Raw genomic sequence first — 24,804 nt, forward strand, 5'->3', positions numbered from 1 at the left:
TTTTAATCAAATTTGGATAGAATAATAGCAAAAAATCTTGGAAAATTAGTTGAAAATAGCAATTATTAGATTATCAGCCCTTGGGGATATAATTCATACTAGCATCGTGATACAATTCATTAAAAAGCATTTTAAAAACGCAGATATTACTTGGTTTGTCGATGAGAAATTTAGCTCAATTTTAGAGCTTATAGATAATATTAATGTCGTTTCTGTGCCTTTAAAGAGTAAAAAATTTTATAAAAGTTATAAAATTCTTAGGCAATTTAGCGGTAAATTTGATATTATCATTGACTTTCAAGGGCTTATAAAATCAGCAATTATAGCTAGAATTTTAGGCAAAAATATCGCTGGATTTGATAAAAATAGCATAAAAGAGCCACTAGCTTCAATATTTTATAAAAGCAAATTTAGTATTGATTATAATGAAAATATTATAAGAAGAAATCTAACTCTTGCTAGCAAGGCTTTAGGCTTTAATTTTAGCGATGATGAGATTACCCACAAATCTGCTTGTTTTAGCTCAACTAAAGAGCCAAAACCATCACAAACCATCTTAATAGCACCATTTGCAAGCGAACCAAGCAAGTGCTATAATAAATTTAAAGATCTTATAAATTTGCTAAAAGATTATGAGATAAATATAATTTCTGGCAACCAAAAAGAGCTACAACAAGCAAGATTAATCGCACAAAATACCCACGCTAAGGTGCTAAATCCAATGAGCTTAGCTGAAGTTGTAAATTTTATTTGTAAAGTTGGATTGGTAATTGGCAATGATAGCGGTATTACTCATCTTGCTTGGGCACAAAATGTAGCTAGTATCACGCTATTTGGCAACCGCCCAAGCCATAGAAATAGCTTTGCTACGCCCATAAATCGCACCATTGATACAGGCAAGAAAATTGATGCTAGAAATATCAATAAGAGTGATTATTGTATCCATGATATACCAGCAATTAGCGTAGCAAATTTGGCAAGAGAGATTTTAAATTTGGAGAATTTAAATGGTTGATTATCTATATTTGGGGCTTTATTATATTTTTAGAGCTATTGCGATTTACACCCCGCAAAATCTCCAACGGCCATTTTTAAACGCGCTTGCAAAGCTATTTTATAAATTTGATAAAAAGCACACTAATATAATGAGAATTAACCTTAAAATGTGTAAATTTGATAATATAGAGGAGATTATCTTAAACACTTACCGAAATTTTGCATATTTTGGTATGGAGTTTTTGCGTAATCAAAATAGCACAAAAGAGCAGATTTTAGCTAAAGTTGATTTTAAAAATGAAAAAATTTTGGATAAATTTAAAGATCGCCCCATCATAATCACCACAGCACATTATGGGAATTGGGAGCTTTTTAGCCTTGCGATGGCGGCGAAATTTGGCCCTGTAAGCATAGTAGGCAGAAATCTTGATAGCCCTGTGATGGATAAAATTTTAAGCAAAAATCGAAGTCAATTTAATATCAAAGTAATACCAAAAAGCGGTGGAGCAAAGATGATTATCAAAGCACTACAAAAAAGGCGTCTTCTTGGGATTTTAGTCGATCAAAATATAGATATTAAAGATGGGCTAGAGTGTGAGTTTTTCTCTAATAAAATAGCTCACACGCACGCAGCTAGTATATTTGCCTCTAAGCTAAATGCGGTGATAATCCCAGCTTTTATCCAAAGAGTTGGTAGTAAAAATTTAATTAGCTTTTATGATCCAATTGATATTAACTTAATAAATGGCGATAAGATTAAGATAGCCACCCAGCTTCAAAGCGACGCTACGCAGATGGTTATAAGCTCCAAACCAGATGAGTATTTTTGGATGCATAAGAAATTTAAACACTTCTACCCAGAGATATATAAATGAAAATATTAATTATAAAATTTAGATTTATCGGCGATGTATTACTAACTACACCGCTAATCTCAAATCTTAAGGCTCACTATCCTAATGCCTCTATACATTATGCGGTAAATAGCGGCACACAAGCACCACTACAAAATAATCCGCAAATTGAGAAAATTCACATTTATGAGCGTGGGATAATCAAAAAAGCAAATATATTTAAAAAAATTTATCTAGAGCTAAGGTATGCCTTGGGATTAAAAAAAGAGAAATTTGATATTGTGATAAATACAGAAATGAGCGATAGGGGGCTATTTTTAGCCAAATTTATCGGAGCTAAAACCATAGTATCACCTAAAGGGAAAAATGGAATTTTAAATAAATTTATAACCCATATCTCAAAACCAAGCGGCCATATAGTAATGCAAAATTTATCTGCTATAAACGCCCTAAATAAGGAGATTAAAAGCACGAAAGTTAGCCTATATTTTAATGAGTATAATCTAAATTTGCCAAATAATTTTATCCATATTCACCCAATGGCTAGATTTAATTATAAATGTGTAAGCGATGAGATAATGGCTAAAATAATTGACTTTTGCGAGATTGAGCTTGATAAAAGAGTGGTTCTAACCTGTGATAAGAGTCAAAATGAGATTGATAAAATGAAAAATATCCTATCTCTTTGCAAATCTAAGCCAATTGTATTTATGGGGAATTTAACTCTAGATCAAGTGGCATTTTTAAGCTCAAAATCACAACTCTACATAGGCACAGATACAGCCATAATGCACATAGCAGCAGCAAATGATGTGCCTTGTATAGCGTTATTTGGCCCTAGCTATACTAGTGCTTGGGGGCCGTGGGATAACTCCAAATCCAAAAGCTACTATAAAGATACAAATGGAATTCAAAAAATGGGTAAGCACACAGTCATTCAAAGCACTCTAAAGTGCGTCCCATGCGGAAATGAAGGGTGTAATGGCTCACAAATTAGCGATTGCTTAAACACTCTTGATATAAACTGGATTAAAAATGAGATAAAAAATAGCTTTATAATACAAATTCAAACTAATTAAACCAATTTATAAGCCTAAATATGATAAAATGAAAATATGAAAAATATAACAATCCTAGAAATAAACTCTACAAATAAAAACCAAAGATTTTTAGAGAGGTTAAAATCAGCTTTAAGCTCAAAAGGCTTTAATCCCACAAGTAGAAATTATGATAATATAAAGGGTAAAAATCCCATCATAAAACTATTAAAAATAAACAAACTTGCCAAAAAGCAAAAGAGTGATGAGCTATATGTATGCTTAGATAGATTTGATAGTGCTGATATATATCTAGCTAGTGATGGAGTACAAAAGATATATAAAAGACTAGATAAATTTTGGTTTTTAAATCCATTAAGTCTTATTAGAAGTAAAATTGAGAAAAACTGCATAAACAACTCCGCAAAAATCATAACAAACTCAAACCTAACACGCTATCAATTAGAGACGATTTATGATATAAAACCAAATAAAATTAGCACAATCTACCCTGGAATTAACCTACCAACCCAGGTGCAAAAAGGCAGTGCTAAAATGCAACTATGCAAAGAGCTTAGCCTGGATATGGAGTTCTCAATTATCCTATTTATATCTAATAATTTAAAAAACGATGGAGTGGCTGAGTTTATCAAGCTATTAAGCCAAATTCAAAACAAGATAAATGCTATAATCATAAGTAGCGATAAATCCGCTCCAAAATATAGAAAAATGGCTAAAAAGCTTGGAGTTAGAGCAATTTTCAAGCAACCACCAAAAACGCTAAATCGATACTACGAAGCAGCTGATATATTTGTTTTACCATCGCTTTATAACCCATTTAGCACCCAAATTTTAGAAGCGTTAAGCTATGGCTCCATATGTTTTACTACTGCTAATAACGGAGCTAGTGAGATATTAGGCGATGAGTTTATCATAAAATCTACTGATGATACAGCAAAATATATTGATGAGCTTTTAAATAATCACGATTTAATGGTTGAAATATCAGCTAAAAATATTGAATTAGCCAAGGATTTTACAACAGATAAAAGCCTAAATCAAATAATAAAGGTCATTAGTGAAAATATTCATTGAGTTGCCAACTTGGCTTGGCGATGGAGTTATGAGTAGTGCTGCAATAGCCAATATAAGAGCGAATTTCAAAGATGTGGATTTTACATTTTTTGGCTCACACGCCTCAACGGCTCTATTTGAAAAGAGCGGAAATATCATCATAGACAGATCCAAAAAATCCAAATTCCGCCTACTCTATCTATATAAATTCGCCAAATCCCTACCGAAATTTGATGCTTTCATCAGTTTTAGAAGCCACCTTGCCTCTAAGGCTTTAGCGTTTTTTATAGGCGCTAAAAAAAGCGCCATCTATAAAACAATAAATCCAAAAGATCATCTTGTAATTGACTATTTAAATTTCAGCTCCAAAGCCCTAAATATAGATATTTTAACTAATAAATTAGAGCTTGATTTTACCCCAGTTAAATACCCTAAGCCAACCCTAGGTATAAATCCAGGTGCTACCTATGGAAGTGCCAAAAGATGGTATCCAAGCTACTTTGCCGAGGTGGCGACTGAATTAAGCGATAAATTTGATATTGTGATATTTGGCGGGATCGGAGAAAGTGAAATTTGCCATCAAATTAGTGAAATTCTATCTACAAATAGCGTCCCCCACCAAAATCTCTGTGGCAAGACAACTATCAGCGAACTAGCTAGTTATATAGCTGGGCTTAAGCTCTTTATCACTAATGATAGTGGCCCCATGCATATAGCCGCAGCTTTCAAAACTCCTACCATAGCACTATTTGGGCCGACTAATTTTACTCGCACTAGCCCATATAATAACCCAAATGCTAGACTAGCTCATCTAAGCTTAGATTGTATGCCATGTATGAAAAGAGTATGCCCTCTTGGCACTCATGAGTGTATGAAGGCACTAAAACCTGATGTGGTTTTAAATTTAATTAATGAGCTTAACTAAACGCCCCATCCACAGCTGCGCAAATCGTATGAATTATCAAAATATGCATCTCTTGAATTCTAGCCGTGTCATTAGATGGAACTACGATATTTATATCACACGCATCATTCATCGCTCCACCGCCCTTGCCACTTAATCCAACGCTTTTTATCCCATTTTCCTTAGCTACTTGGATAGCTTTTAAGACATTTTGACTATTTCCACTAGTGCTAATCGCAACTAGCAAATCCCCAGCCCTACCAACTCCGCTAAGTTGCCTTGAAAATACCATATCATATCCATAGTCATTGCCAATAGCAGTAATCGCAGATGTATCGGTACTAAGTGCTATAGCCCCTAGAGAAGCTCTCTCGCTTTTGTATCTACCTGTAAGCTCAGCGGCAAAATGTTGAGCATCAGCTGCACTTCCACCATTGCCACAAATGATTATTTTATTACCATTTTTAAGCGTATCTGTAACGATATTTGCCACCTTCATCACTTGCTCTTCCACAGACAAAACCGAATTCGCCACCTCTAAATGCGACCTTAACTCATCACTAAATATACTCATAATCACCCTTTAATTTCTTATTTTTTCTATTATATTTGTAGTACTCTTGCCCTCTACAAATTCAATCAACTCAACTCTTTTAGCAAAATCACTACCTACAACCACCTTGCCTTCATAATCAGCACCCTTAACTAGCACATCAGGCCCAATAGCCTTAATCATCTCATAAGGCGTATCATCATCAAATATCACTACAAAATCCACAAATTCCATAGCACACAGCATAGCCGCCCTATCAAACTGCGTATTTACCGGTCTGCTATCACCTTTTAAGCCCCTAACTGAACTATCTGAATTCAACCCAACAACCAATATATCGCCAAGCATCTTAGCCTTTTGTAAATAGCTAATATGCCCAAAATGTAAAATATCAAAGCACCCATTTGTAAATACCAAGCTCTTGCCACTTCTATCAACTTTCAAAAGCTCATCAAGTTTTACTAATTTTCGCTCAAAACCTATCTTTTTGCTCTTTAAGCTCTCTATCTCTCCCCAACTAGCGTCCGCACTTCCTACCTTTCCTACCACCACGGCTGCGGCTAAATTCGCATTATCTATAGCATCTTCGATACTCATCTTACTAGCTAGGCAATACCCCAAAGTAGCCAAGACACTATCCCCCGCACCCGTAACATCAAAAACCTCTTTTGCTAAAGCTGGGAATTTAACCATCTTTTGAGCCAAAAGCCCTATCCCATCTTCGCTTAAAGTGATCAAAGAATACTCAAGCTCGTAATTCATCTTCATAGTTTTTAGAGCTAATTCCAATTTCTCATCACTATCAATCACAAACCCCAAAGCCTCGCTTGCCTCTTTTTTATTCGGCGTTAGAAGTGTTGCGCCCTTGTATTTGCTATAATCTTTCCCTTTAGGATCTACTAAGACCATTTTGGAGCTGTTTTTGGTAATTGAGATTATCTGTTTTGTTAGATAATCACTCAAAACCCCCTTGCCATAATCACTTAACAAAACAATATCATAACTATCCAAAATGCCTTGGAATTTACCCACTATCTCATCAGCACAATCAATATCGCTAGTGCTCTCTGTATCTAGCCTAAGAACCTGTTGATGAGTTACCATTACACGGCTTTTTTGGCTAGATTTGCGTCCTTTTTGTGCGATCACTAGCTCAGCTTTTGCGCCACGATCTTTTAAAAGCTTTAAAATTTCACTACCTAACTCATCATCGCCAACTACGCTTATTACGCCAACTTCAGCCCCAAGAGCGATTAAATTCGAAACTACATTCCCACAACCGCCTAATCTTTTGGTCTCATTTTTTATATTTACTACTTGAACTGGGGCTTCTGGGCTTATGCGATCACAACTCCCCCATATATAGTGATCAATCATCAAATCCCCAACTACCAACACTCTACTCATTTTCTAAACTCGCTATTATAAATTCGCTTTATCGCTGGCAAATACTCTCTTATCCCATCTTCAAGGCTATATTTTGGCTCATATTTTAAGCCAATTTTTGTAAGCGATATATCAGCTTGAGTGAAGTATTGATATTGTGATGCAAATGGATTTTTGATATATTCATTGCCTAAGCTTACGCCGATTTCTCGCTGTAAGATATCAGCGATATCTTGAAAGCTTCTAGCATTGCCTGTGCCGACATTATAGACTCCGCTATCGCCATTTATAGCTAGTTCATTGGCTAAGATTATATCTTTTATATATACAAAATCCCTTTTTATCTTATCACTTTCTTCAAAGAGTCTTGGGGCGTTGCCGCTTAAAATTTGTAAGCCAAATTGTAAAACCATAGAAGCGGTTTTGTTTTTAAAAAACTCCCCATCTCCATATACATTAAAATATCTAAGCCCAACTATATGAAGCCTTGTTTTAGCATGATACTCACGCCCCATTTCGTCCATCATAAGCTTACTAAATCCATAGACATTACCAGGATTTTCGCCCACGCCTACGCTTTGTGGGCTTGGAGCATTTCCATATGTCGCACCGCTACTAGCGTATATCACTTTAGAGCCATTTTCATATGCTATATCAAGAATGCTTTTAAATGAATTTAAATTCACTCTCATAATCTCATCTTGTTCAGCCACCGTAGTATCAGAGATAGCGGCCTGATGATATATCACATCTGGAGCAAAATCACGCATTTTTTTAATAGTATCTCTATCGCATATATCTCCGCAATGAATTTGGCCCCTAAAGCCAATTAAATTTTTATAATGGCCAAAGCTTTTTAAATTTCCATTGCTAAAAGTCTCATTAGAGCGGAATTTATCCACCACCAAAACCTCATTCTCACTCATAAAATGCTTAGCCAAATTCGAGCCTATAAATCCCGCTCCGCCAGTTATCAATACTCTCATTCATATCCCTTTACACACTCTAAAATATCTAAAACACTACTAAATTTATCCCCATCAATCAAAAAGCTCTTGCCAACTCCAGCACCGCTAGCAGCCTCTATATCGCTTTTTTTATCCCCTATCATAATTGAGCTTTTCATATCTATATCAAACTCACTCAAAGCTTGTAAAAACATACCAGATTTTGGCTTTCTACAACTACAATTATCATCTGGAGTGTGAGGGCAATAATATATCTTTTTGATACTTACGCCTCTTTTTTTAAACTCACTAATCATATAGTAACTAAGATTATCAAAATCAGCTTGGGTATAGTATTTACGACCTATTCCTGACTGATTTGTAACTACAAAAATTTCAAATCCAAGTGCCATAAAACCACTTAAAGCCTCAAAAATTCCAGGCATAAACTCAAAATCCTCTATGCGATAAACATATCCTGGGTCTTTATTTATCACCCCATCACGATCTAAAAATAGTGCTTTAATCTTTTCCATAGGCTGATTTTATCTATATTTTAGTTTAAATTCACTTAATAATCATAAATTTTTGGATAATTAATATCTCTAAATTAAAATTTAATTATAATATTTAATCTAAATTTCAGAATATTGGCACTATAATACTCATATTAAATCTTTCAAAAGGATAAAAAATGAAAAAAATAGTTCTATTGGTTGCATTAGCCTGTGTTGGTGCATTCGCTGCTGATGGTGCTGCAATATACAAAAAATGTGCAGTTTGTCATGGTGCTAAAGCTGAAAAAAAATATTTAAATAAAGTTCCAGCTCTAGTTGATACAGATCCAGTTCAAAGATTAGCTGATATGAAAGCTTACAAAGCTGGTACATTAAATGATGGTAAAGGTAAAATCAATATGGGTGCTATCATGAAAGGTCAAATGGCAACTCTAAGCGATGCTGATATGGAAGCTGTAAGCAACTACATCTCAACTCTTAAATAACCCCACTTCTAGCTAGGTTTTCCTAGCTAGATCTTCTTAATCTGGCGGTCTATATCCCTTATTTTTCATTAGCTCTTTTTTACGATTTTCTAAATTTACAGCGTCATTTAGTGCATCTTCACTATCAAATTTAGTCCCATCTAAAAACTTAGAATAGTCATCAAATTGCTTGGTTTTTACACCCCATAAAAGCCCAAAAAGTGCCAACGCACCAAGTAAAGTTGATATTCCAAGCATTATAGCTATTACGCCACCCATTTTTATCCTTTTAATCGTATTTTGGTTGAGTTTAAAACCACAATTATAGAGCTTAAAGACATAGAAATTGCTGCAAATAGCGGTATTATATAGCCCATCATAGCAAGTGGTATGGTTAAAGCATTATAAAATAGAGTAAATCCTAAATTTTGCTTAATAGTCCTAAATGTAAGCTTTGATAATTTTAACGCTTTTAGGAGCGAATTTAAATCATCATTTAATAGCACCACATCGCTTTTTTCTATGCTAATTTGTGCTCCACTTCCCATACATATCCCCACACTTGCCATACTTAACGCCACTGCGTCATTAATGCCATCGCCTACCATCACAACTGGGGTTTTTGAGTTTAGTCTCTGTATTATTTGCGATTTTTCAATAGGATTTTGACTAGCATAAAATTCACTAATTCCAAGAGTGTTAGCGATTTTAGAGGCCGTGAGTTCATTATCGCCTGTTAGCATTACTACCTTATATCCATCATTTTTTAGCTCATTAATTATAGCTTTGGATTCCTCTCTTAGCTCATCTTCAAGCTCAAATTTAGCCACCACCTCTTTATCCACAGCAAAATAGTAGCTAAGCCCACTAGCCTCAAACTCTCCAAACCCCATATAATTCATAAATTTCGCACTACCGCCATAAATATTTAAATCACCATATTTTGCGCTCATTCCTAGTCCATTGTGATTGGTTATATCGCTTAAATTTAGCTGCTCTCCTAGGCTAAAATCCCTAATTGCCACGCTTACTGGATGGATGGAAGAGATGGCTAATGAGTATAATAAATCTTGATTATACTCTTTAAATTTTGTAGCTTTAACCACCTTAAGCTTGGATTTTGATAGTGTGCCAGTTTTATCAAATACCACGCAACCGCACTTAGCTAAATTCTCAATTATCCTAGCTTCTTTAAATATTATCCCGCCACGCATCGCACTACCTAAGGCTATTAGCGTAGCCACCGGAGTAGCAAGGCTTAAAGCACACGGACAAGCGATTATAATCACGCTTACAGCTACTATCACCCCTTTGCTAATCTCTCCGCTATTAAAAAGCCAAATCGCAAATGTCAAAATCCCTAGCAAGAGGATAGTTAGAGAGAATTTAGCTGAAATTTGATTAGCTAAAAGCTCAATTTTTGGCTTCTTAAAACTTGCTTTATTTAATAGATCAATTATTTTGCTAAGAATTGAGCTTTTAAATATCTCGCTAGCCCTATATTCCACACTTCCATCTACGCACACAGCTCCACTTATAATGCTTTGACCGCTGCTAATTGTAACTGGTAAGCTCTCCCCTGTAATGCTAGATAGATCAAAGCTCCCAGCCCCACTAGCCACGACCCCATCTATCATCACTCGCTCACCACTACGCACCTTGATAATCTCTCCTGGCTTAATATCATTTACATCTTTTAGCTCAAATTTATCTTTGGATTTTACATAAATTTGATTTACCAAAAGAGTTCCAAGAGAGTCAATAGTATCAATGGATTTTTTCTTGCTAATTACTTCAAGAAATTTGCCTATAAATACAAAGGTAATAATCATAGCCACAGAGTCAAAATATACTTCGCCACTCCTGCTTAACATCGCATAAACTGAGTAAAAATACGCTATACTAGCTCCAGCACAAATGCTTAAATCCATATTAGCTTGGCGATTTTTAATGGCAAGATACGCCCCTTTGTAAAACTCACTTCCTGTATAAAACAGCACAGGAGAGGCCAAAACAAACTCAGCAAAATGTAAAATATCCTTGATATCATCGCTCATTCCGCTGAAATACCCACCATACAAAGCCACCGCCACCCACATAATATTCATAGTACAAAAGAGCCCAACAAGCATCTTAGAGTAAAATTCTCGCCGTTTTTGACTCGCTCTTAAATCTGCTTTTTTAGGATCGTATGGGATTGGTATGTAGCCTATGGAGTTAATTTTGCGTAGGATTTCATCTAATTTTATTACGCTATCATCCCACTTTATATAGGCCTTATGTGTAGCTGAATTTAAGCTAAAATCAACAACCCCATCGCTTGATATAAGCACCTTTTCATTTAGCCATACGCAAGCTGAGCAGTGAATTCCATCAATTATAAGATAAATTTCGCAAAATCCATCGCTATTTCTAACATAATTTTTATAAAATGCCTCGCTATCAATTTTGGCCAAATTTGGTGCTTTGAAGTGTTTTTGATTGCCTAATTTATCATAAAATTCGCCTAAATTATGGGAATTTAAAAAATTATATACGCTCTTACACCCATTACAGCAAAACTCATGTCCGCTCTCATCAGTGATTATCGCACTTTTGTCAAACTCGCCCTTGCAGTGCAAACAGATAAAATTTCCCATACCAACCCTAAATTTTTATAGGATTTTATAATAAATTTGCTTACATATGGCTCAGAAACTTAAATTTATTTTGCGATTAATATTTAAATTTTTAAGCAAATTTAGGATAGAATTAAATTTTTTAACTATTTTAAGGGATAAAAATGCGTGGATATAAGATTTTTTCTGGGACAGCAAATGTGGAATTTTCTAAAATGGTAGCAAAATATTTGGGAATTCCATTAAGTGAAGCAAGTATAAAGCGTTTTAGCGATGGTGAGATTAGTGTCCAAATCGGTGAGAGTGTGCGTGGTAAAGATGTCTTTATCATTCAGCCAACCTGTGCGCCAGCTAATATAAATTTGATGGAGCTTTTAATCTTAACAGACGCTCTAAAACGCTCAAGTGCTAGCTCTATAACTGCGGTTGTGCCATATTTTGGCTATGCTAGACAAGATAGAAAAGCCGCTCCAAGAGTACCAATCACAGCCAAACTAGTAGCAAATATGATGCAAACTGCTGGGATCGATAGAGTAGTTACTATGGATCTTCACGCTGGGCAAATTCAAGGCTTTTTTGATATTCCAGTTGATAATCTATATGGAACGATCGTATTTTTAGACTATGTAAAAAGTAAAAATCTTAAAAATCCTATTGTCGCAAGCCCTGATGTAGGTGGCGTAGCTCGTGCTAGAAGTCTTGCTAAGAGCTTAAATTTAGATATGGTAATAGTAGATAAACGCCGAGAAAAGGCCAATGAAAGCGAAGTTATGAATATAATAGGCGATGTAAATGGCAAGGATGTGATTTTAATAGATGATATGATAGATACAGCTGGAACTATAGTAAAGGCTGCTGAGGTATTTAAGAAAAATGGCGCCACAAGCGTAATGGCATTTTGTACTCATCCTGTTTTAAGTGGCCCAGCATATGATAGGATAAATAGCGGGGCATTAGATGAGCTAGTAACGACTGATACCATCCCACTTAAAGAGCAAAGCCCGTATATCAAGGTTTTAAGCACTGCTCCGCTATTTGGCGAAGTAATCCGTAGAGTATATCACGATGAGAGCGTAAATAGCTTGTTTTATTAATATATTAAAGTGTTGCTATAATTTAGTAACACTTTAAGCTCAACTCATCTATAATTAGCCACTGCTAGAGTGATCTAATCTTCATTAATATCATACGCCTTACTAAAGCCAAATAACGCCTTAGTAAATTCAAGCTTAAAATTACGCTATAAATCTCATTTTTAGCCTTAAAAGCTTTAAAAATATCTTGATAAATTTTAGGGATATGAACCGCATTTGCTCTAAATATAACTCTTTTTCTAGCTAATAAATTTTAACTATCTTACTCATCTTCTATAAACATAACTTCAATATTATTTGGATTTGTTTTAATGGGGATAGTGCTGGGCTACTTGGCTTATACAGATGAAATTATCTAGCTAATTTTGTAGTATTGAGAGTATGAGCAAACTGCCTCTTTTAAATCATTCATACTAGCTTATAACTACACTGCTAAATTTAGCCCTAAAATCAGCTATTTATTTGCTTATATCATTCACTAATCTTACTGATTATACTCATTTTTAATATTTTTAATATCAAAATATAATTTTACAAATCCACCTTTATGCCAGTTTTTAGTAGCTTTTATCAAGGCTAAGCCAAGTTTATATGGTATGCTTTGCCTTTCTTTTAAGGCGGATTTATAATCCTCATAATGCTCTATCGGTGGGACTTTGAGGTGTGGTTTGTTTTGGATTATCTTAAAATACTCTTTTTGTTCGCATCTATGCCTTAAATAAATAGCTAATAAAATAAAAGGTAGTTTAAATTTTCCAAATATACTATAGTAATTTTGTACCATTGCATACCCAAGCTTGTAAGCTAGATGATATCTTATTCGCTCTATAGCGTAATTTGCCTTGCAAATAAAGCCACCTTTATACTCGCTACCGCCATATTTTAACCATTTTTGATAATAGCTATTCCAAATTTCTCCCCAAAATTGATAAACTAGCTCATTATTCCAAAATCTCCCATCTCTTCCCCAAGCGTGAATAATACTATATCCGATACTTTTACGCCAATATGTGCTACCTGTATATTCATAGCCTAGCTCTTTGACTTTAAAATTACTATTTAATATTAATAGACTAAGCACCCCTTGGTCATTTACTCCATATTTGGTGCTGTAATTATAAATTTGCTTATAACACTCTTTTGGATTTGGTATTGTATCATAGTAGGCTACAATACCGCTTCTATAGACCCTATAGCTTCTAAATTTACCATTATAATCTTTAAGCGTTGGGTTTAATAAGCTTTTGCCTCGGTGCGCTCCAAAATGGTAATTTTTAAATTTAAAAAGCTTGCCAATCCCCTTAAGCAGCATAATATCAAAATCAAGATATATTATACACTCACACTCATCAAGTAGCAAAAGCGGCTCAAACATTCCATAAGCCATATGCGTCCAACGAGAGAGAAATGGGGAATTTAAATTAGCGCTATTTTTATCGCCAAAAGCTTGAATTTTAGTGATGAAATCATCCTTAGTAAAGCTAATAAATTTGATTTTTATACCATCGCAAAGCCTACAAAATGCCTCCATCTCACTTTGAGTAAATCCATCATGAACAATATAAAATACATCCACCTCGCCACTCATCACCTCAGTGATATTAGCTACCATTGCCCCAATGGCAAAGGCGGAATTATTAGTTGCTGCTAATAAAATACCGCTTTTATATGGTTTTTTCATAGATTAATATCTATGCTCATCGATAATAGCACGAATAAGCCTAACAATACCAAATATCAATGTCAAAATTATAAAAATTGTGATAATATTATACATTTTATCTGGATATTTGGCACTTTGTGGCTCATATGGACTTTGGATTACCACTAGTTGCTTAGCCTTTCTGCCTATCCCAATTCTAGTTGTCTCAACTGCCTTAATAGCCGTTTTATAGACATCTTCAGCAAAGTTTAAATTTAGATATAAAGCTTCAAATTGTGCCACAACATCATTTAATCGATTTTGCGATACATTTGATGCTACCTTGCGTTTTTCTTTTTCTAACTGCTCTTTATGCGCTCTTAATTCAGCTTTCAACGCTAAAATTTCAGGCGCATTCTCATTTAGATAGCTTCTCATTGTATTTAGCTCGGTCTCTTTTTTAGAAATTTGCAACTCTATATCTGTGATAAATCCAGCCTTGGTTTGTACCAAACTTTGCGGATCGAAGATACCATATTGATTTTGAAAAGCTAAAAGCTCATTTTTAGCATCTTTATATTTTTGCTTAGCATTTTCTAACTCACCTTGAGCAAATCGTAACTGCTCTCTAGCAATATTGTGTGAAATTTCATTTATAAATCTCTCACACTCTTCTAAAATAGCAGCTGAAATAGTGCGAGCATCTTCAGGGCTAAAGCCCTCCACAGCAACATTTAAAAGCCCAGTAGCATCATCAAATAGTATGTGAATTCTATTTCTATAATACTGTAAATAACTCTCTTTGCTAGTTGATGAATAGATACGGAAAAATAGATCTAGCTTTTGCTTCTCATAAAGCGATCTTAAATTTATCTTTTCATCAAGTTTTTGGAGCATATCAAGGGATTTAATATACTCTTGTAAATGCTTAATATCCTCAGTTGAACTAGATGGAATGCCAACTAAACTCTCTATCCCACTAAGTGCAACCTGGGAGCTTCCATCTGTAGATTTAACGGTCAATGATACCTCGCTTACATATCTATCAGCTGCAATAAATACATAATAAAATATTACCACGACCATTATATAAATCACAGTTTTAAAACTATCAAGTCTATTTAGACACTCTTTATGCTGTTTTATATCCTTAATTGATCTTAAAATCATAGCTCTTTTATTCAACTGCATATCCTTTTATACATCTCAATCCCCTCTTTGACATCATCATAAACCGTAGTCATACCACAATTTACCAAGATCACCTTATCGCACCACTGCTCTATCTCGCTCATATCGTGAGAGACCATTATTACCTTAGAATTGCTTAATTTTTCTTTATAAATTGCATCGCTTTTTTGCTTAAATTTAGCATCTCCCACAGCACCAGCTTCATCTATGAGATAATAATCAAAATCAAAAGCCATACTAAGCCCAAAACCAATTCGCGATCTCATACCTGAAGAGTATGTATTCATCGGCTCATCAAAGTATTTGCCAATCTCTGCAAACTCCTCTATATATCGCACTTTTTCTTCTAAAGCCTCGCCTTTATATCCATAAACTCTAGCTACAAATTTGACATTATCCCTAGCTGAAAGTGCGTGTTGAAATCCCCCAGCTAGACCAACAGGCCATGAGATTTTCTTATCAGTGATGACTCTACCAGCATTTGGAATATCAGCCCCACTTAATAATCGCATAAGAGTGGATTTACCAGCTCCATTTCTACCAATTAAGCCTATACTACAATCATCTGGAAAAGTAAAGGTAAATTCACGAAATACAAAGTGCTTATCGCCATTGCTTAGTGGGTAAAATTTAGTTAAATTATCTAATTTTATCATGGTCTGCTCGCTACAAGTTCTCTTCGTTTATAGTAGTAAAACCAAAATCCTATAAATAGCATTATGATATTACAAACCAAAGGATATGCTAAATTTACCCCATCAACTAGCGGATAACCATCAAAATAGTAGTGCTTTATACTCTCACAAATATGTAGCATAGGATTATAAAGCATATATTTTAATATATCAGATGGGATAATCCAAATAGGAAAAACAACGCAAGATAGTATATATAAAGCAACTGTAAAATATGTAAAAATAGTCTTAAGCGGCTCAATAAAATGCGTAATAATCGCAAAAATCACACCAAGGCTAAATCCAGATAGCACCATCAATAGAACGCTAATAAACATAGCTAAAAAATCCCTAGGCACTACATTATAACCTATAAACCACCCAGCCAAAATCATCACGCATAAAAATATCAAAGAGTGCATATAAAACTCAAGCAAAGCTCTAGCTAAAAATACATGAATTGGTCTAACGGGCTTATAAAAAAATAAAGATAAATTTCCAGCTATCCCACCCATAAGCTGCGTAACAATATTTCTAAACATAAAAAATGGGATAACCCCACAAGCTAAAAACATAAAAACAGGGGTGCCACCAGGGACAACTAAATGAGTGATATTCTCGCGAATTAAGGTTACTACAGTGGTAATTACTAATATCTGTATTAAAGGCTCTCCAACTACCCAAAAGTAACCTAGATGCCTATTTTTACCAAATCTAGTCTTTAACTCTCTAAAAAATAGCGCTCTTATAACATTTAGCACTATATCCTCCACAAAGCTGTTTTAAAAAATTATATCAAAATAAGGTTACAAATCAACTCAAAATCTATTTAAATTCTACTCCATCTTTTAAATAGTAGCTTCCAGTTATTTGCGTATTGTCTATTAGATAGGCTCTAAATTTAGAATAAAGCTCCTTATCTACTGGGGATTGAATGCTCCAAAATTTATCCAAATTTAAATCCTTAGTAGTAAGTCCCTTAATATCATACATAGATTTGCCAAGGCAAATTACGGGCTTAGAGTAGCTTAGAGCATTTAATCCAACAGTGCTATTTATGAGTATTACGGCTTTTGAATTTTTAATAATTGTAGGCAGATGAGCATCAAACACAGCCATTATGCGGCCATCAACCCTATAAATTTTGGCTAAATATCTAATGTATGAGCTATAATTTTTCTTGCCTCTATCCATAGGATGGTGCTTAAAAATCAAGATTGTATCCTTAGGGGCGTATCTAGAAAATGATGAGATAATATACTCAATAAAACTCTCCATAGTTCTAAATCTAGAGTGCGTTCTAACTTGGAAATCATCGTGAGTTTGAAGTGCTACAAAATAGTATTTTTCGCTTAACTCCCCTTCGAAACGCCCATTTAAATCTCTTTCAGTAAATTTATATTTAATCTTTCTAATTAAATTTCTTATTCCATAAAAACCCTCTTTAATAGGTGAAAAATCACGATGATGGATATAATGTGGGTATAGAAAATAGAAAATATTTGATACCAAATAATACTGCGTCGCCCACCACGCCATCAAGCCATAAGTAGAGGTTGATTTGGCTGAAAATGGCTTGGTCTTTGGGTTATAATTATCATAAAACTCCCTATCTCTAGGCATTCTAGAGTGGTTATTTACCCCATAATACTCCATTGTGATAAATCCAGGACGCAAATACCCCTCTTCAAATACATAAACATCAATTCCCAACCCCTTTGCTATCTTAATAGCAATCTTGTGATAAAATCTACAATCCCCAAATAAAAAAACAATATCAATATTATTATCTTGATAGAATTTATTAATAAATTTAGCCCACTGCTTTGGTCTGCCTTTATAGGCAAAATAACTCTTGGTTTTAGAAAAATACGCATCGCCAGCATTAAAGCCAATTCTTGTAACAAAAGCACCATTTTGCGTGCAAATATTATCAAGCTTATTGAAAAAATCCCCCATAGGACCTTGTAAAAGCAAGATATTTTTGCCTTTAATATCAGTAATTCTATCTTCTAATCTCATTTTTTTACCAAATAGTTGCGCAATATCTTTTGTCCAACTCTAATTAAAATTAAATAAATTTTATATTTAAATTTCATTACCATATTATTATTATTTAATATCACTTTTTGCTTTTGCAAAGCAAATATTAAATCACTAGCATTGCAAGGCTCTAAATTTACAGGATGAATATATCTTGGATAGATTATATACGCCCCAGCTATTAACTCATCTATACTTAAATTTCTATAACGCCTAGGAAGTGATTTTTTATCATCACTTAGTCCCCAGCCAGCCCAAAATGGCCTACCATAGCAAATGACTTTTTTACCACGCAAAATAGCTTCCAATCCGCTAGTAGATGTCATCGTATGTATCTCATCAGCTAAATCAAGTAGCACAGGCATACTCACTCCAGCTACTATCTCATCGCAATATTTTAACGCCTCTTTTTCATCTACTTTGCCTATTCTATTACCACTTAGCACATCTGGGTGAGGCTTATAGATGATATGAGCCTTAGGCGAGTTTAACCTTGCTTGTTTGATTAGCTCTATATTTTTCATTCCATCAGCACCGATTTTTACACTAGCGTCATCTTCGACTTGACCGATAACTAGAGCAATTTTTTTGCCATTTTGAGACGCAATTATACCATCTTTATCATCATTATACTTCGAAATTTTACTATTTATTAAAATTTCCCTTAACTTTTTCGCAAATTCAAGCTCATACTGACTAAATTTATGGTAGTTTAGTATGTGCTCTAGCCTACTTTCAAACCTAGTATCAAAGTATATCCCCAAATCATCAAAGACCAAAGAGTATGGTCTTGTAAGATCACTCCCAAGCCCAACTGAGCGGATAAAGCCATCTTCTACTCTAGTTATCAAAACTCCGTTTTCATCGCACCATTTTTGCAGTTTTGGATACTCTTTTTTACCCCAGATATAAACTAGCGAATTATTATCTAACCCATTTTTTAAGGCTATTTTAAGCGGATCTTTACTAAATGTGCTTATGAATTTCAAATTTTTACCCAAAAATGGAAGTATAAATTTACGCTTCCAAATAGAAAATCCAAATAAAAATTTTACTTTATCGCTCTCATTTAACCTAGCATTTTTTATAGTATTAATCTGTGGCAATAGCCTTTTTAGCGTGGTATTTTGCCCTGTGTATGGGTCTATATACTTAGCATAAATCATATACGCCCCAGCAAATAACTGCTCTATGGCTAGCTTTTTATTGCGTCTATTTGGTGCTTTTACCCTATCATCACTTAGCCCCCAGCCAGCATAAAATGGCACCCCAAAACACACGCACTCACACCCACATATCAAAGCTTCAAATCCCATGCCAGAGCTTTTGGTATAGACTTTATCTATGTGTTTTAAAAGCGAGATTGGATTTATATCTTGAGTGATGATTTTGATTTGCGGGGGTAAATTTGATATATCTATATCGGATTTTTTCTTGCCACTTAGGGCATCTGGATGGATTTTTAAAAGCACATTTGCGCCAGGATTTTCATCTATAGCTAAACTTACAATCTCATTGGTGCTAAATTTATCACTAAAACTATAAACTAACGACGCATCGCCACTAGTTTGAGCTATTATAAGGATATTTTTGCCTCTATTTAGCTCATATTTTTCTACCAATTCTTGAGTGATATTTGGGGCGTTATTGTATTTTGAAATATTATGCGTGATGATGTAATCCATGCACCACCTAGCATCTTGTAATAGCTCATCGCTAAATTCATAATTTGATAAAATCATCTCTAATCTGCTTGGTCTAGTGGCATCATAGTATATCCCTATATCATCTTCAACTACACTAAGCAATCTAGCACCATCAACCCCTAGCCCAACCGAGCGGATAAAACCATCTTCTAAAAGGCGAAACTCACCACTTAATTTATCTGCTAAATCGATAGCATCATAGCCAGATTTTTTACGCCCCCAGCCATAAAATTTGCTATTTTCACCTATGAATGCAAATTTAAAATATCGCCTAAGCTTATAAAAATATTTTATATTTTTTATCAATTTTATAGATTTACTATAACCATCAAATCTCATTTTAAACCCAGCCAATAAAATCCGAAGATTATACCCAATAAAGGATAAAATAAATATAAATAAATTTAATACAAAATATATCCAATTATCTAGATTTGCTAACCAAATTAAGCAATATTTTATAAAAGCATCACTATAATTCTTTAAATCAAAAATAAATAGGATAAATATGTTTAAATTAAAATCTACAGTTCTCATACTATCTTTAAGCGCCACATTTGCTCTAGCTGATGGGTATTTTATCGGATTTAGTGGTGGATTTAATCATAGCTCAGTAGATGAGGATAACTATGACTTAATATCAGATAATAATCTCTTATTATCACCTAAATTTGGCTATCAAGTAGATGATACGCATAGATACTCTCTATCATATGAATATGGTGGCAAATCAATCGGCAGCAGAAGCTACAATATCGAAATAGGCGGCGTAGTTATAGCAAATGAGTGGGAAAAATATAAATTTACCTCTCATAGATTTTTATTAGGATATGACTACACTCCATTAATACAACCAAATTTAAGGGCTGATATAGGCGTATTTGTAGGATACTCTTTGGGCGAATTTGATGTAGAAAATAGCTTAATACAAGATATAGCCCCAGCTATTCCTAACTTTCTTGATGGATTTAGCTATGGAGCTAAATTAGGTGCCTTGTATGAAGTAGATGATAAATGGAATATAGAATTTGGTGCGAGAATTATGCACACAATGTATAAAAGTAAAGATTTAAATTTGAGCTTTGATTATGGTGGCGCAACCTACGAGATAGAAAATAAGCCATTTAGGCTAAAACAGCTTGATACATCAGCATATCTGGGCGTAAGTTATAAATTTTAATATGTTTTATTGTAAATATTTATAATGGAGCATATTAATAACCAACAAACTATTTAAAAAGGATAACTTATGCATATATTATCTCATCGTGGCTGGTGGCAAGATAGCAGTGAAAAGAATCAAATGATAGCATTTCAAAGAGAATTCAAGTTTTGCCAAAAAGCTTTAAATGAACAAATCGGCAAATATATGGGGGGGGGTAGAGACTGATATTAGAGATTATAATGGTCATCTCGTAATCTCTCATGATATTCCTACAAAAGACTCTTTAAGCTTAGATGAGCTTTTATCCTTATATTCTAATTGTAATATCTATTCAAATTCAACCCTAGCTCTAAATATCAAATCAGATGGCTTACAAATAGAGCTTAAATCAATACTTCAAAAATATAAAATATCTAATTATTTTTTCTTTGATATGTCAGTTCCAGATGCCTTGGGATATATAAAATATGGATTAAATGTATTTACACGCCAAAGTGAATATGAGACTACTCCATCATTTTATCAAGAAGCTATAGGTGTTTGGCTAGATGAATTTAACACACATTGGATAGATGAAAAAATCATAAAAACGCATTTGGAAAATAATAAACAAATTTGTATTGTCTCTCCTGATTTACATAGTAGAGATTATCTAAAAGAGTGGCAAGAGTATAAGCAAATTGAAGCTAAATTAAACAATTCAAATTTAATGCTTTGCACTGATAAAGTAGAAGAAGCTAGGAGGTTTTTTAATGAGTAAAATAAAAGCAGTAATTTTTGATATGGATGGAGTTTTAATAGAAGCTAAAGATTGGCATTATGAAGCATTAAATAAGGCTTTAAAGATTTTTGGTATGGAAATTTCACGCTATGAGCATTTAACTACATTTGATGGACTTCCAACAAAAGATAAACTAAAAATGCTAACAATCACAAAAGGCTTGCCGCAGGGATTACACTCGTTTTTAAATGAGCTAAAGCAACTTTACACAATGGAGCTAGTTCATACTCTTTGTAAGCCTACATTTTGCCATGAATACGCACTTTCAAAGCTAAAAAGCGAAGGTTACAAAATGGCAGTTTGCTCAAATTCGATAAAAAACACAATCGAAGTAATGATGCAAAAAGCAGCATTAGATGGCTACTTGGATTTTTATATATCTAATCAAGATGTTACAAAAGGCAAACCAGATCCAGAAATGTATAACAAAGCTATAGCAAGATTTGGTTTAAGCCCAAAAGAGTGTTTGATCGTTGAAGATAATGAAAATGGCATAAAAGCAGCAAGAGCAAGTGGAGCTAATGTTATGATAGTAAGCGAAGTAAATTACGACAATATAAAAGCCCATATAGATCTATATAAAAAGGAAGATAAATGATAAATATCCTTGTGCCTATGGCTGGTAAGAGCTATTTTTTTGATGATAAACAAGATGGATTTCCTAAGCCGTTTATTGAAATTTGCGGTAAAACAATGCTTGAACATTTTATTTTAAACTATCAAAATATAGATAACAAACGCTTCATATTTATAATTCAAGATGATGAAAATAGAAAATTTGGTTTAGAAGATGCGATAAATGTGCTTACAAATAATAAAAGCCAAGTGCTTGTTTTGAAAAATCAAACGGCGGGAATGGCTTGTTCTGCCCTAATGGCAACTGAGTTTATAGATAATGATACGCCATTAATCATTGCCAATATGGATCAAATTTTTGAACTTGATTTAAATTTAGATATTGAAAGATTATCAAATTTTGACGCTGGTGTTTTGAGTTTTGAAAATATACATCCAAGATTTTCATATATTAAATGCGATGAATTTGACAATATTGTACAAGCTTCTGAGAAAAAGCAAATTAGTAAAAATGCAATTGCTGGATTTTACTATTTTAAAAAAGGGAGTGATTTTATACTTGCAGCAAAAAATATGATAAAAAAGATATTAATTTAGATGGTAAATTTTATGTGGCCCCTGTTTTAAATGAGCTTATTTTGCAAGGTAAAGTTGTTAAAAATTTACAAATTGATAAAGATAGATATTTTACATTTTACTCACACGCTAAAATCAGCGAATATGAAAGGATAAAAAATGATTAAAATGCTAACAAAGCAGTATATTAAAGCTTTTAATAATAAAAATTTAGATGAAATAGCCAAATTGCTTGATGAGAGCTTTATCCTACAAGATCCAGTGGTAAGAAAAATATCTGGCAAAAATAAGTGTTTAAATGCTATAGAAGATATATTTAAAAGTGCAAATAAGTTAAGTTTTAACGCAAAAAATATATATCAAGATAAAAATGCAACTTTTATCGAATTCATCTTAATTTTAGATGGTTTAAAACTAGAAGGTGTAGATATTATAGAGTGGAAAGGTGAAAAGATAGTCGAGCTTAGGGCGTATCTAGACACAAAGGGAACAAAAGATGAATAAAATTTGTTTTTTAATACCCACACATCTTCCTAGATTTGAAAACGCATACAAATTTATGCGTAGCTTTATAGATTGTGAATTAAATAAACAAGCAGATTTGTGTTTTGTATTTAGCAGCTATAACGATGAGATTGCTTTCCTTGCAAGATATGGTGGAGAATTTAGAAGTATTGTTTTAGAAAATGAATTAAAAAATTTAAGCGACGGCATAATTAATATTAAGAAACTATATAGTTTATGGCTTTTACAAAAGGATTATGAGTATATTATTATACTAGATGATGAGTCTGTGATTATAAAAAATATCAACTTAATGAAAATGTGTAAGGAATTTCAAAAAAATAAACTACTATATGGTAATCAAACACAGGCTGATTGGAGTGGTATATATCAAGAATCTGTAAAATTTTTTGATAAAAAGCCCCCGCAAGAACTATATTTTTGGTTTAATCAGTTATGTATCTATCCTTGCCAATTTCTTGAAGATTTTTTTGATAAAAGTGGATTAGATAACGATTTTGCTAGAAATGACTTTTCTAAAATTAGCTATTGTAGTTTTGATTATATGGTATTTGGATTTTATCTTATTGCATATCAAAAATTTAAAATTTTAGATTTAGAGTGCTTAGCCGATTGGGGTGCGATAGAGCATAATACCATAGCTCCATATAGTAAAAAAGTATTTTCTATAAAATTTTATCATAGTAATCCAAATTCCTTGCACATAAAAAATAGAAATAGCGTATTTTGCCTAATACATTTAGATAGGATGCATAATTTTAGATATATACAATCCAATATAGCTACTCAAATAATAAAGTACCAGCTTTCTTATAAATTGGGTCAAGCTATGATAGAAAACTCAAAAAGCATCTTTGGATATGTAAAAATGCCTTTTAAATTGTATTCAATTAAAAAAGAGCATATTAATGAACAAAAATCTTATGAAAAAATTATCAAACAACATCCAAATTTAAAACTAGCTCCACTTGAATCCTACCCTGATTACAATGAAGCCATCAAAATAAAAAATGATCTAAGCTATAAACTTGGAGAAGCTCTAATAAAAGCTAATAATATCGGCTTTATATCTGGGGGGGGTATATGGCTGCTATTTGAAATTAGACGCATAATAAAAGAATTTAAAAAGGCAAAAAAATGAAAATTGGTAATTTAAAAGATATGATTCGTGGTTGGTTTGTAGGAGATTTTGAACCAAATATATTTAAAACAGAACAAGTAGAAGTAGGTGTTAAAAGCTATAAAAAAGGCGATTATGAAGAAAGGCATTATCATAAAATCGCTACTGAAATTACGGTGATTACTAAAGGAGTGGTTAAAATGAATGGCGTAGTCTATAAAGAAGGAGATATTATCACTATAGCCCCATTTGAAGATACGGATTTTGAGGCTTTGGAAGACTCGCAAAATGTTGTAGTCAAAATTCCTGCAGCAAAAAATGATAAATATTTAGGAAAATATGGAGAAAATAATGAGTAAA

General features: G+C 33.5%; 26 protein-coding genes. 14 read left to right on the top strand and 12 right to left on the bottom strand.

What is annotated here, in order from left to right:
* Positions 1-49: 49 nt before the first annotated feature.
* The 5 genes from waaC to waaF are packed head-to-tail and all read left to right on the top strand — an operon-like array spanning position 50 to position 4,886.
* A complete protein-coding gene (waaC, locus tag CSUIS_RS06120) occupies positions 50-1,015 on the top strand; it encodes a lipopolysaccharide heptosyltransferase I (protein WP_086297933.1) in 966 nt (321 codons plus the stop codon).
* Positions 1,008-1,871 (top strand): lipid A biosynthesis lauroyl acyltransferase, encoded by an 864-nt coding sequence (locus CSUIS_RS06125; RefSeq protein ID WP_086297936.1) that lies wholly within the window; start codon positions 1,008-1,010, stop codon positions 1,869-1,871. Before waaC ends, CSUIS_RS06125 begins: the two co-directional genes overlap by 8 nt.
* Positions 1,868-2,929, top strand: coding sequence for a glycosyltransferase family 9 protein (locus tag CSUIS_RS06130; RefSeq protein WP_086297941.1), 1,062 nt, complete (start codon positions 1,868-1,870; stop codon positions 2,927-2,929). The genes CSUIS_RS06125 and CSUIS_RS06130 overlap by 4 nt, the downstream gene beginning before the upstream one ends.
* Before the next feature lie 36 nt (positions 2,930-2,965).
* Positions 2,966-3,982 (top strand): glycosyltransferase family 4 protein, encoded by a 1,017-nt coding sequence (locus CSUIS_RS06135; RefSeq protein WP_086242284.1) that lies wholly within the window; start codon positions 2,966-2,968, stop codon positions 3,980-3,982.
* Positions 3,966-4,886 carry a lipopolysaccharide heptosyltransferase II gene (gene waaF, locus CSUIS_RS06140; RefSeq protein WP_086297944.1) on the top strand — a complete coding sequence of 307 codons (921 nt, stop codon included), beginning with the start codon at positions 3,966-3,968 and terminating at the stop codon, positions 4,884-4,886. Before CSUIS_RS06135 ends, waaF begins: the two co-directional genes overlap by 17 nt.
* Here the strand turns inward: waaF and gmhA are convergent.
* Genes gmhA through gmhB form a run of 4 tightly spaced genes read right to left on the bottom strand, consistent with a single transcriptional unit; the run spans position 4,879 to position 8,287 of the window.
* Entirely contained in the window at positions 4,879-5,442 is a 564-nt protein-coding gene (gmhA, locus tag CSUIS_RS06145; protein WP_418229011.1) for a D-sedoheptulose 7-phosphate isomerase, read from the bottom strand. The two genes, waaF and gmhA, sit on opposite strands and share 8 nt — an antisense overlap.
* A 6-nt stretch (positions 5,443-5,448) precedes the next feature.
* Positions 5,449-6,825 (bottom strand): D-glycero-beta-D-manno-heptose-7-phosphate kinase, encoded by a 1,377-nt coding sequence (gene rfaE1 / locus CSUIS_RS06150; RefSeq protein ID WP_086297949.1) that lies wholly within the window; start codon positions 6,823-6,825, stop codon positions 5,449-5,451.
* Positions 6,822-7,790: an ADP-glyceromanno-heptose 6-epimerase gene (rfaD, locus tag CSUIS_RS06155; RefSeq protein ID WP_086297952.1), complete on the bottom strand. Its 969-nt coding sequence runs from the start codon at positions 7,788-7,790 to the stop codon at positions 6,822-6,824. The genes rfaE1 and rfaD overlap by 4 nt, the downstream gene beginning before the upstream one ends.
* Complete coding sequence (gene gmhB, locus CSUIS_RS06160) at positions 7,787-8,287, bottom strand: D-glycero-beta-D-manno-heptose 1,7-bisphosphate 7-phosphatase (RefSeq protein WP_086297955.1); 501 nt, start codon at positions 8,285-8,287, stop codon at positions 7,787-7,789. The genes rfaD and gmhB overlap by 4 nt, the downstream gene beginning before the upstream one ends.
* A 158-nt stretch (positions 8,288-8,445) precedes the next feature.
* On the opposite strand from gmhB, the gene CSUIS_RS06165 reads away from it, so the two are divergent.
* Complete coding sequence (locus CSUIS_RS06165; RefSeq protein WP_086297958.1) at positions 8,446-8,754, top strand: c-type cytochrome; 309 nt, start codon at positions 8,446-8,448, stop codon at positions 8,752-8,754.
* 36 nt (positions 8,755-8,790) lie between these two features.
* On the opposite strand, the gene ccoS is transcribed toward CSUIS_RS06165, so the two are convergent.
* Both ccoS and CSUIS_RS06175 read right to left on the bottom strand, forming a co-directional pair.
* Positions 8,791-9,012 carry a cbb3-type cytochrome oxidase assembly protein CcoS gene (gene ccoS, locus CSUIS_RS06170; RefSeq protein ID WP_086237980.1) on the bottom strand — a complete coding sequence of 74 codons (222 nt, stop codon included), beginning with the start codon at positions 9,010-9,012 and terminating at the stop codon, positions 8,791-8,793.
* Between the two features lie 2 nt (positions 9,013-9,014).
* Positions 9,015-11,372, bottom strand: a complete 2,358-nt coding sequence (locus tag CSUIS_RS06175; RefSeq protein WP_086297961.1) for a heavy metal translocating P-type ATPase — start codon at positions 11,370-11,372, stop codon at positions 9,015-9,017.
* 143 nt (positions 11,373-11,515) lie between these two features.
* Between CSUIS_RS06175 and CSUIS_RS06180 the strand changes: the two genes are divergently transcribed.
* Positions 11,516-12,445 carry a ribose-phosphate pyrophosphokinase gene (locus tag CSUIS_RS06180; RefSeq protein ID WP_086237982.1) on the top strand — a complete coding sequence of 310 codons (930 nt, stop codon included), beginning with the start codon at positions 11,516-11,518 and terminating at the stop codon, positions 12,443-12,445.
* Positions 12,446-12,929: 484 nt separating this feature from the next.
* Here the strand turns inward: CSUIS_RS06180 and CSUIS_RS06185 are convergent, their stop codons facing one another.
* From CSUIS_RS06185 to CSUIS_RS06210, 6 genes are all read right to left on the bottom strand, one after another.
* The gene (locus CSUIS_RS06185; protein WP_086297964.1) at positions 12,930-14,126 is read right to left on the bottom strand and encodes a glycosyltransferase; all 1,197 of its coding nucleotides are present in this window, start codon (positions 14,124-14,126) and stop codon (positions 12,930-12,932) included.
* 3 nt (positions 14,127-14,129) lie between these two features.
* Positions 14,130-15,272: a KpsE/RkpR family capsule polysaccharide export protein gene (locus tag CSUIS_RS06190; protein ID WP_418228972.1), complete on the bottom strand. Its 1,143-nt coding sequence runs from the start codon at positions 15,270-15,272 to the stop codon at positions 14,130-14,132.
* On the bottom strand, positions 15,269-15,934 hold the full coding sequence (locus CSUIS_RS06195; RefSeq protein WP_086297967.1) for an ABC transporter ATP-binding protein: 666 nt from the start codon (positions 15,932-15,934) through the stop codon (positions 15,269-15,271). The genes CSUIS_RS06190 and CSUIS_RS06195 overlap by 4 nt, the downstream gene beginning before the upstream one ends.
* Positions 15,931-16,713: a capsule polysaccharide transporter KpsM gene (gene kpsM, locus CSUIS_RS06200; protein WP_086297970.1), complete on the bottom strand. Its 783-nt coding sequence runs from the start codon at positions 16,711-16,713 to the stop codon at positions 15,931-15,933. The genes CSUIS_RS06195 and kpsM overlap by 4 nt, the downstream gene beginning before the upstream one ends.
* A 64-nt stretch (positions 16,714-16,777) precedes the next feature.
* Positions 16,778-17,974, bottom strand: coding sequence for a capsule biosynthesis protein (locus CSUIS_RS06205; protein WP_086297973.1), 1,197 nt, complete (start codon positions 17,972-17,974; stop codon positions 16,778-16,780).
* Positions 17,971-20,040: a capsular polysaccharide biosynthesis protein gene (locus CSUIS_RS06210; protein WP_192940173.1), complete on the bottom strand. Its 2,070-nt coding sequence runs from the start codon at positions 20,038-20,040 to the stop codon at positions 17,971-17,973. The genes CSUIS_RS06205 and CSUIS_RS06210 overlap by 4 nt, the downstream gene beginning before the upstream one ends.
* 169 nt (positions 20,041-20,209) lie before the next feature.
* Here CSUIS_RS06210 and CSUIS_RS06215 point away from each other — a divergent pair, with 169 nt between their 5' ends.
* From CSUIS_RS06215 to CSUIS_RS06245, 7 genes are all read left to right on the top strand, one after another.
* Positions 20,210-20,881: an outer membrane beta-barrel protein gene (locus tag CSUIS_RS06215; protein WP_086242293.1), complete on the top strand. Its 672-nt coding sequence runs from the start codon at positions 20,210-20,212 to the stop codon at positions 20,879-20,881.
* 169 nt (positions 20,882-21,050) lie between these two features.
* Complete coding sequence (locus CSUIS_RS06220; RefSeq protein WP_236860772.1) at positions 21,051-21,626, top strand: PI-PLC domain-containing protein; 576 nt, start codon at positions 21,051-21,053, stop codon at positions 21,624-21,626.
* Positions 21,619-22,245, top strand: a complete 627-nt coding sequence (locus tag CSUIS_RS06225) for an HAD family hydrolase (RefSeq protein WP_086297979.1) — start codon at positions 21,619-21,621, stop codon at positions 22,243-22,245. Before CSUIS_RS06220 ends, CSUIS_RS06225 begins: the two co-directional genes overlap by 8 nt.
* Positions 22,242-22,820 carry a sugar phosphate nucleotidyltransferase gene (locus tag CSUIS_RS06230; protein WP_236860773.1) on the top strand — a complete coding sequence of 193 codons (579 nt, stop codon included), beginning with the start codon at positions 22,242-22,244 and terminating at the stop codon, positions 22,818-22,820. Before CSUIS_RS06225 ends, CSUIS_RS06230 begins: the two co-directional genes overlap by 4 nt.
* A gap of 138 nt (positions 22,821-22,958) precedes the next feature.
* Positions 22,959-23,303 (top strand): nuclear transport factor 2 family protein, encoded by a 345-nt coding sequence (locus CSUIS_RS06235; protein WP_086242296.1) that lies wholly within the window; start codon positions 22,959-22,961, stop codon positions 23,301-23,303.
* Positions 23,296-24,465, top strand: a complete 1,170-nt coding sequence (locus CSUIS_RS06240; RefSeq protein ID WP_086297982.1) for a hypothetical protein — start codon at positions 23,296-23,298, stop codon at positions 24,463-24,465. The genes CSUIS_RS06235 and CSUIS_RS06240 overlap by 8 nt, the downstream gene beginning before the upstream one ends.
* A complete protein-coding gene (locus tag CSUIS_RS06245) occupies positions 24,462-24,803 on the top strand; it encodes a hypothetical protein (RefSeq protein ID WP_086242298.1) in 342 nt (113 codons plus the stop codon). Before CSUIS_RS06240 ends, CSUIS_RS06245 begins: the two co-directional genes overlap by 4 nt.
* Position 24,804 lies beyond the last annotated feature (1 nt).

It is taken from the genome of Campylobacter porcelli (assembly GCF_002139855.1).
Lineage (GTDB): Bacteria > Campylobacterota > Campylobacteria > Campylobacterales > Campylobacteraceae > Campylobacter > Campylobacter porcelli.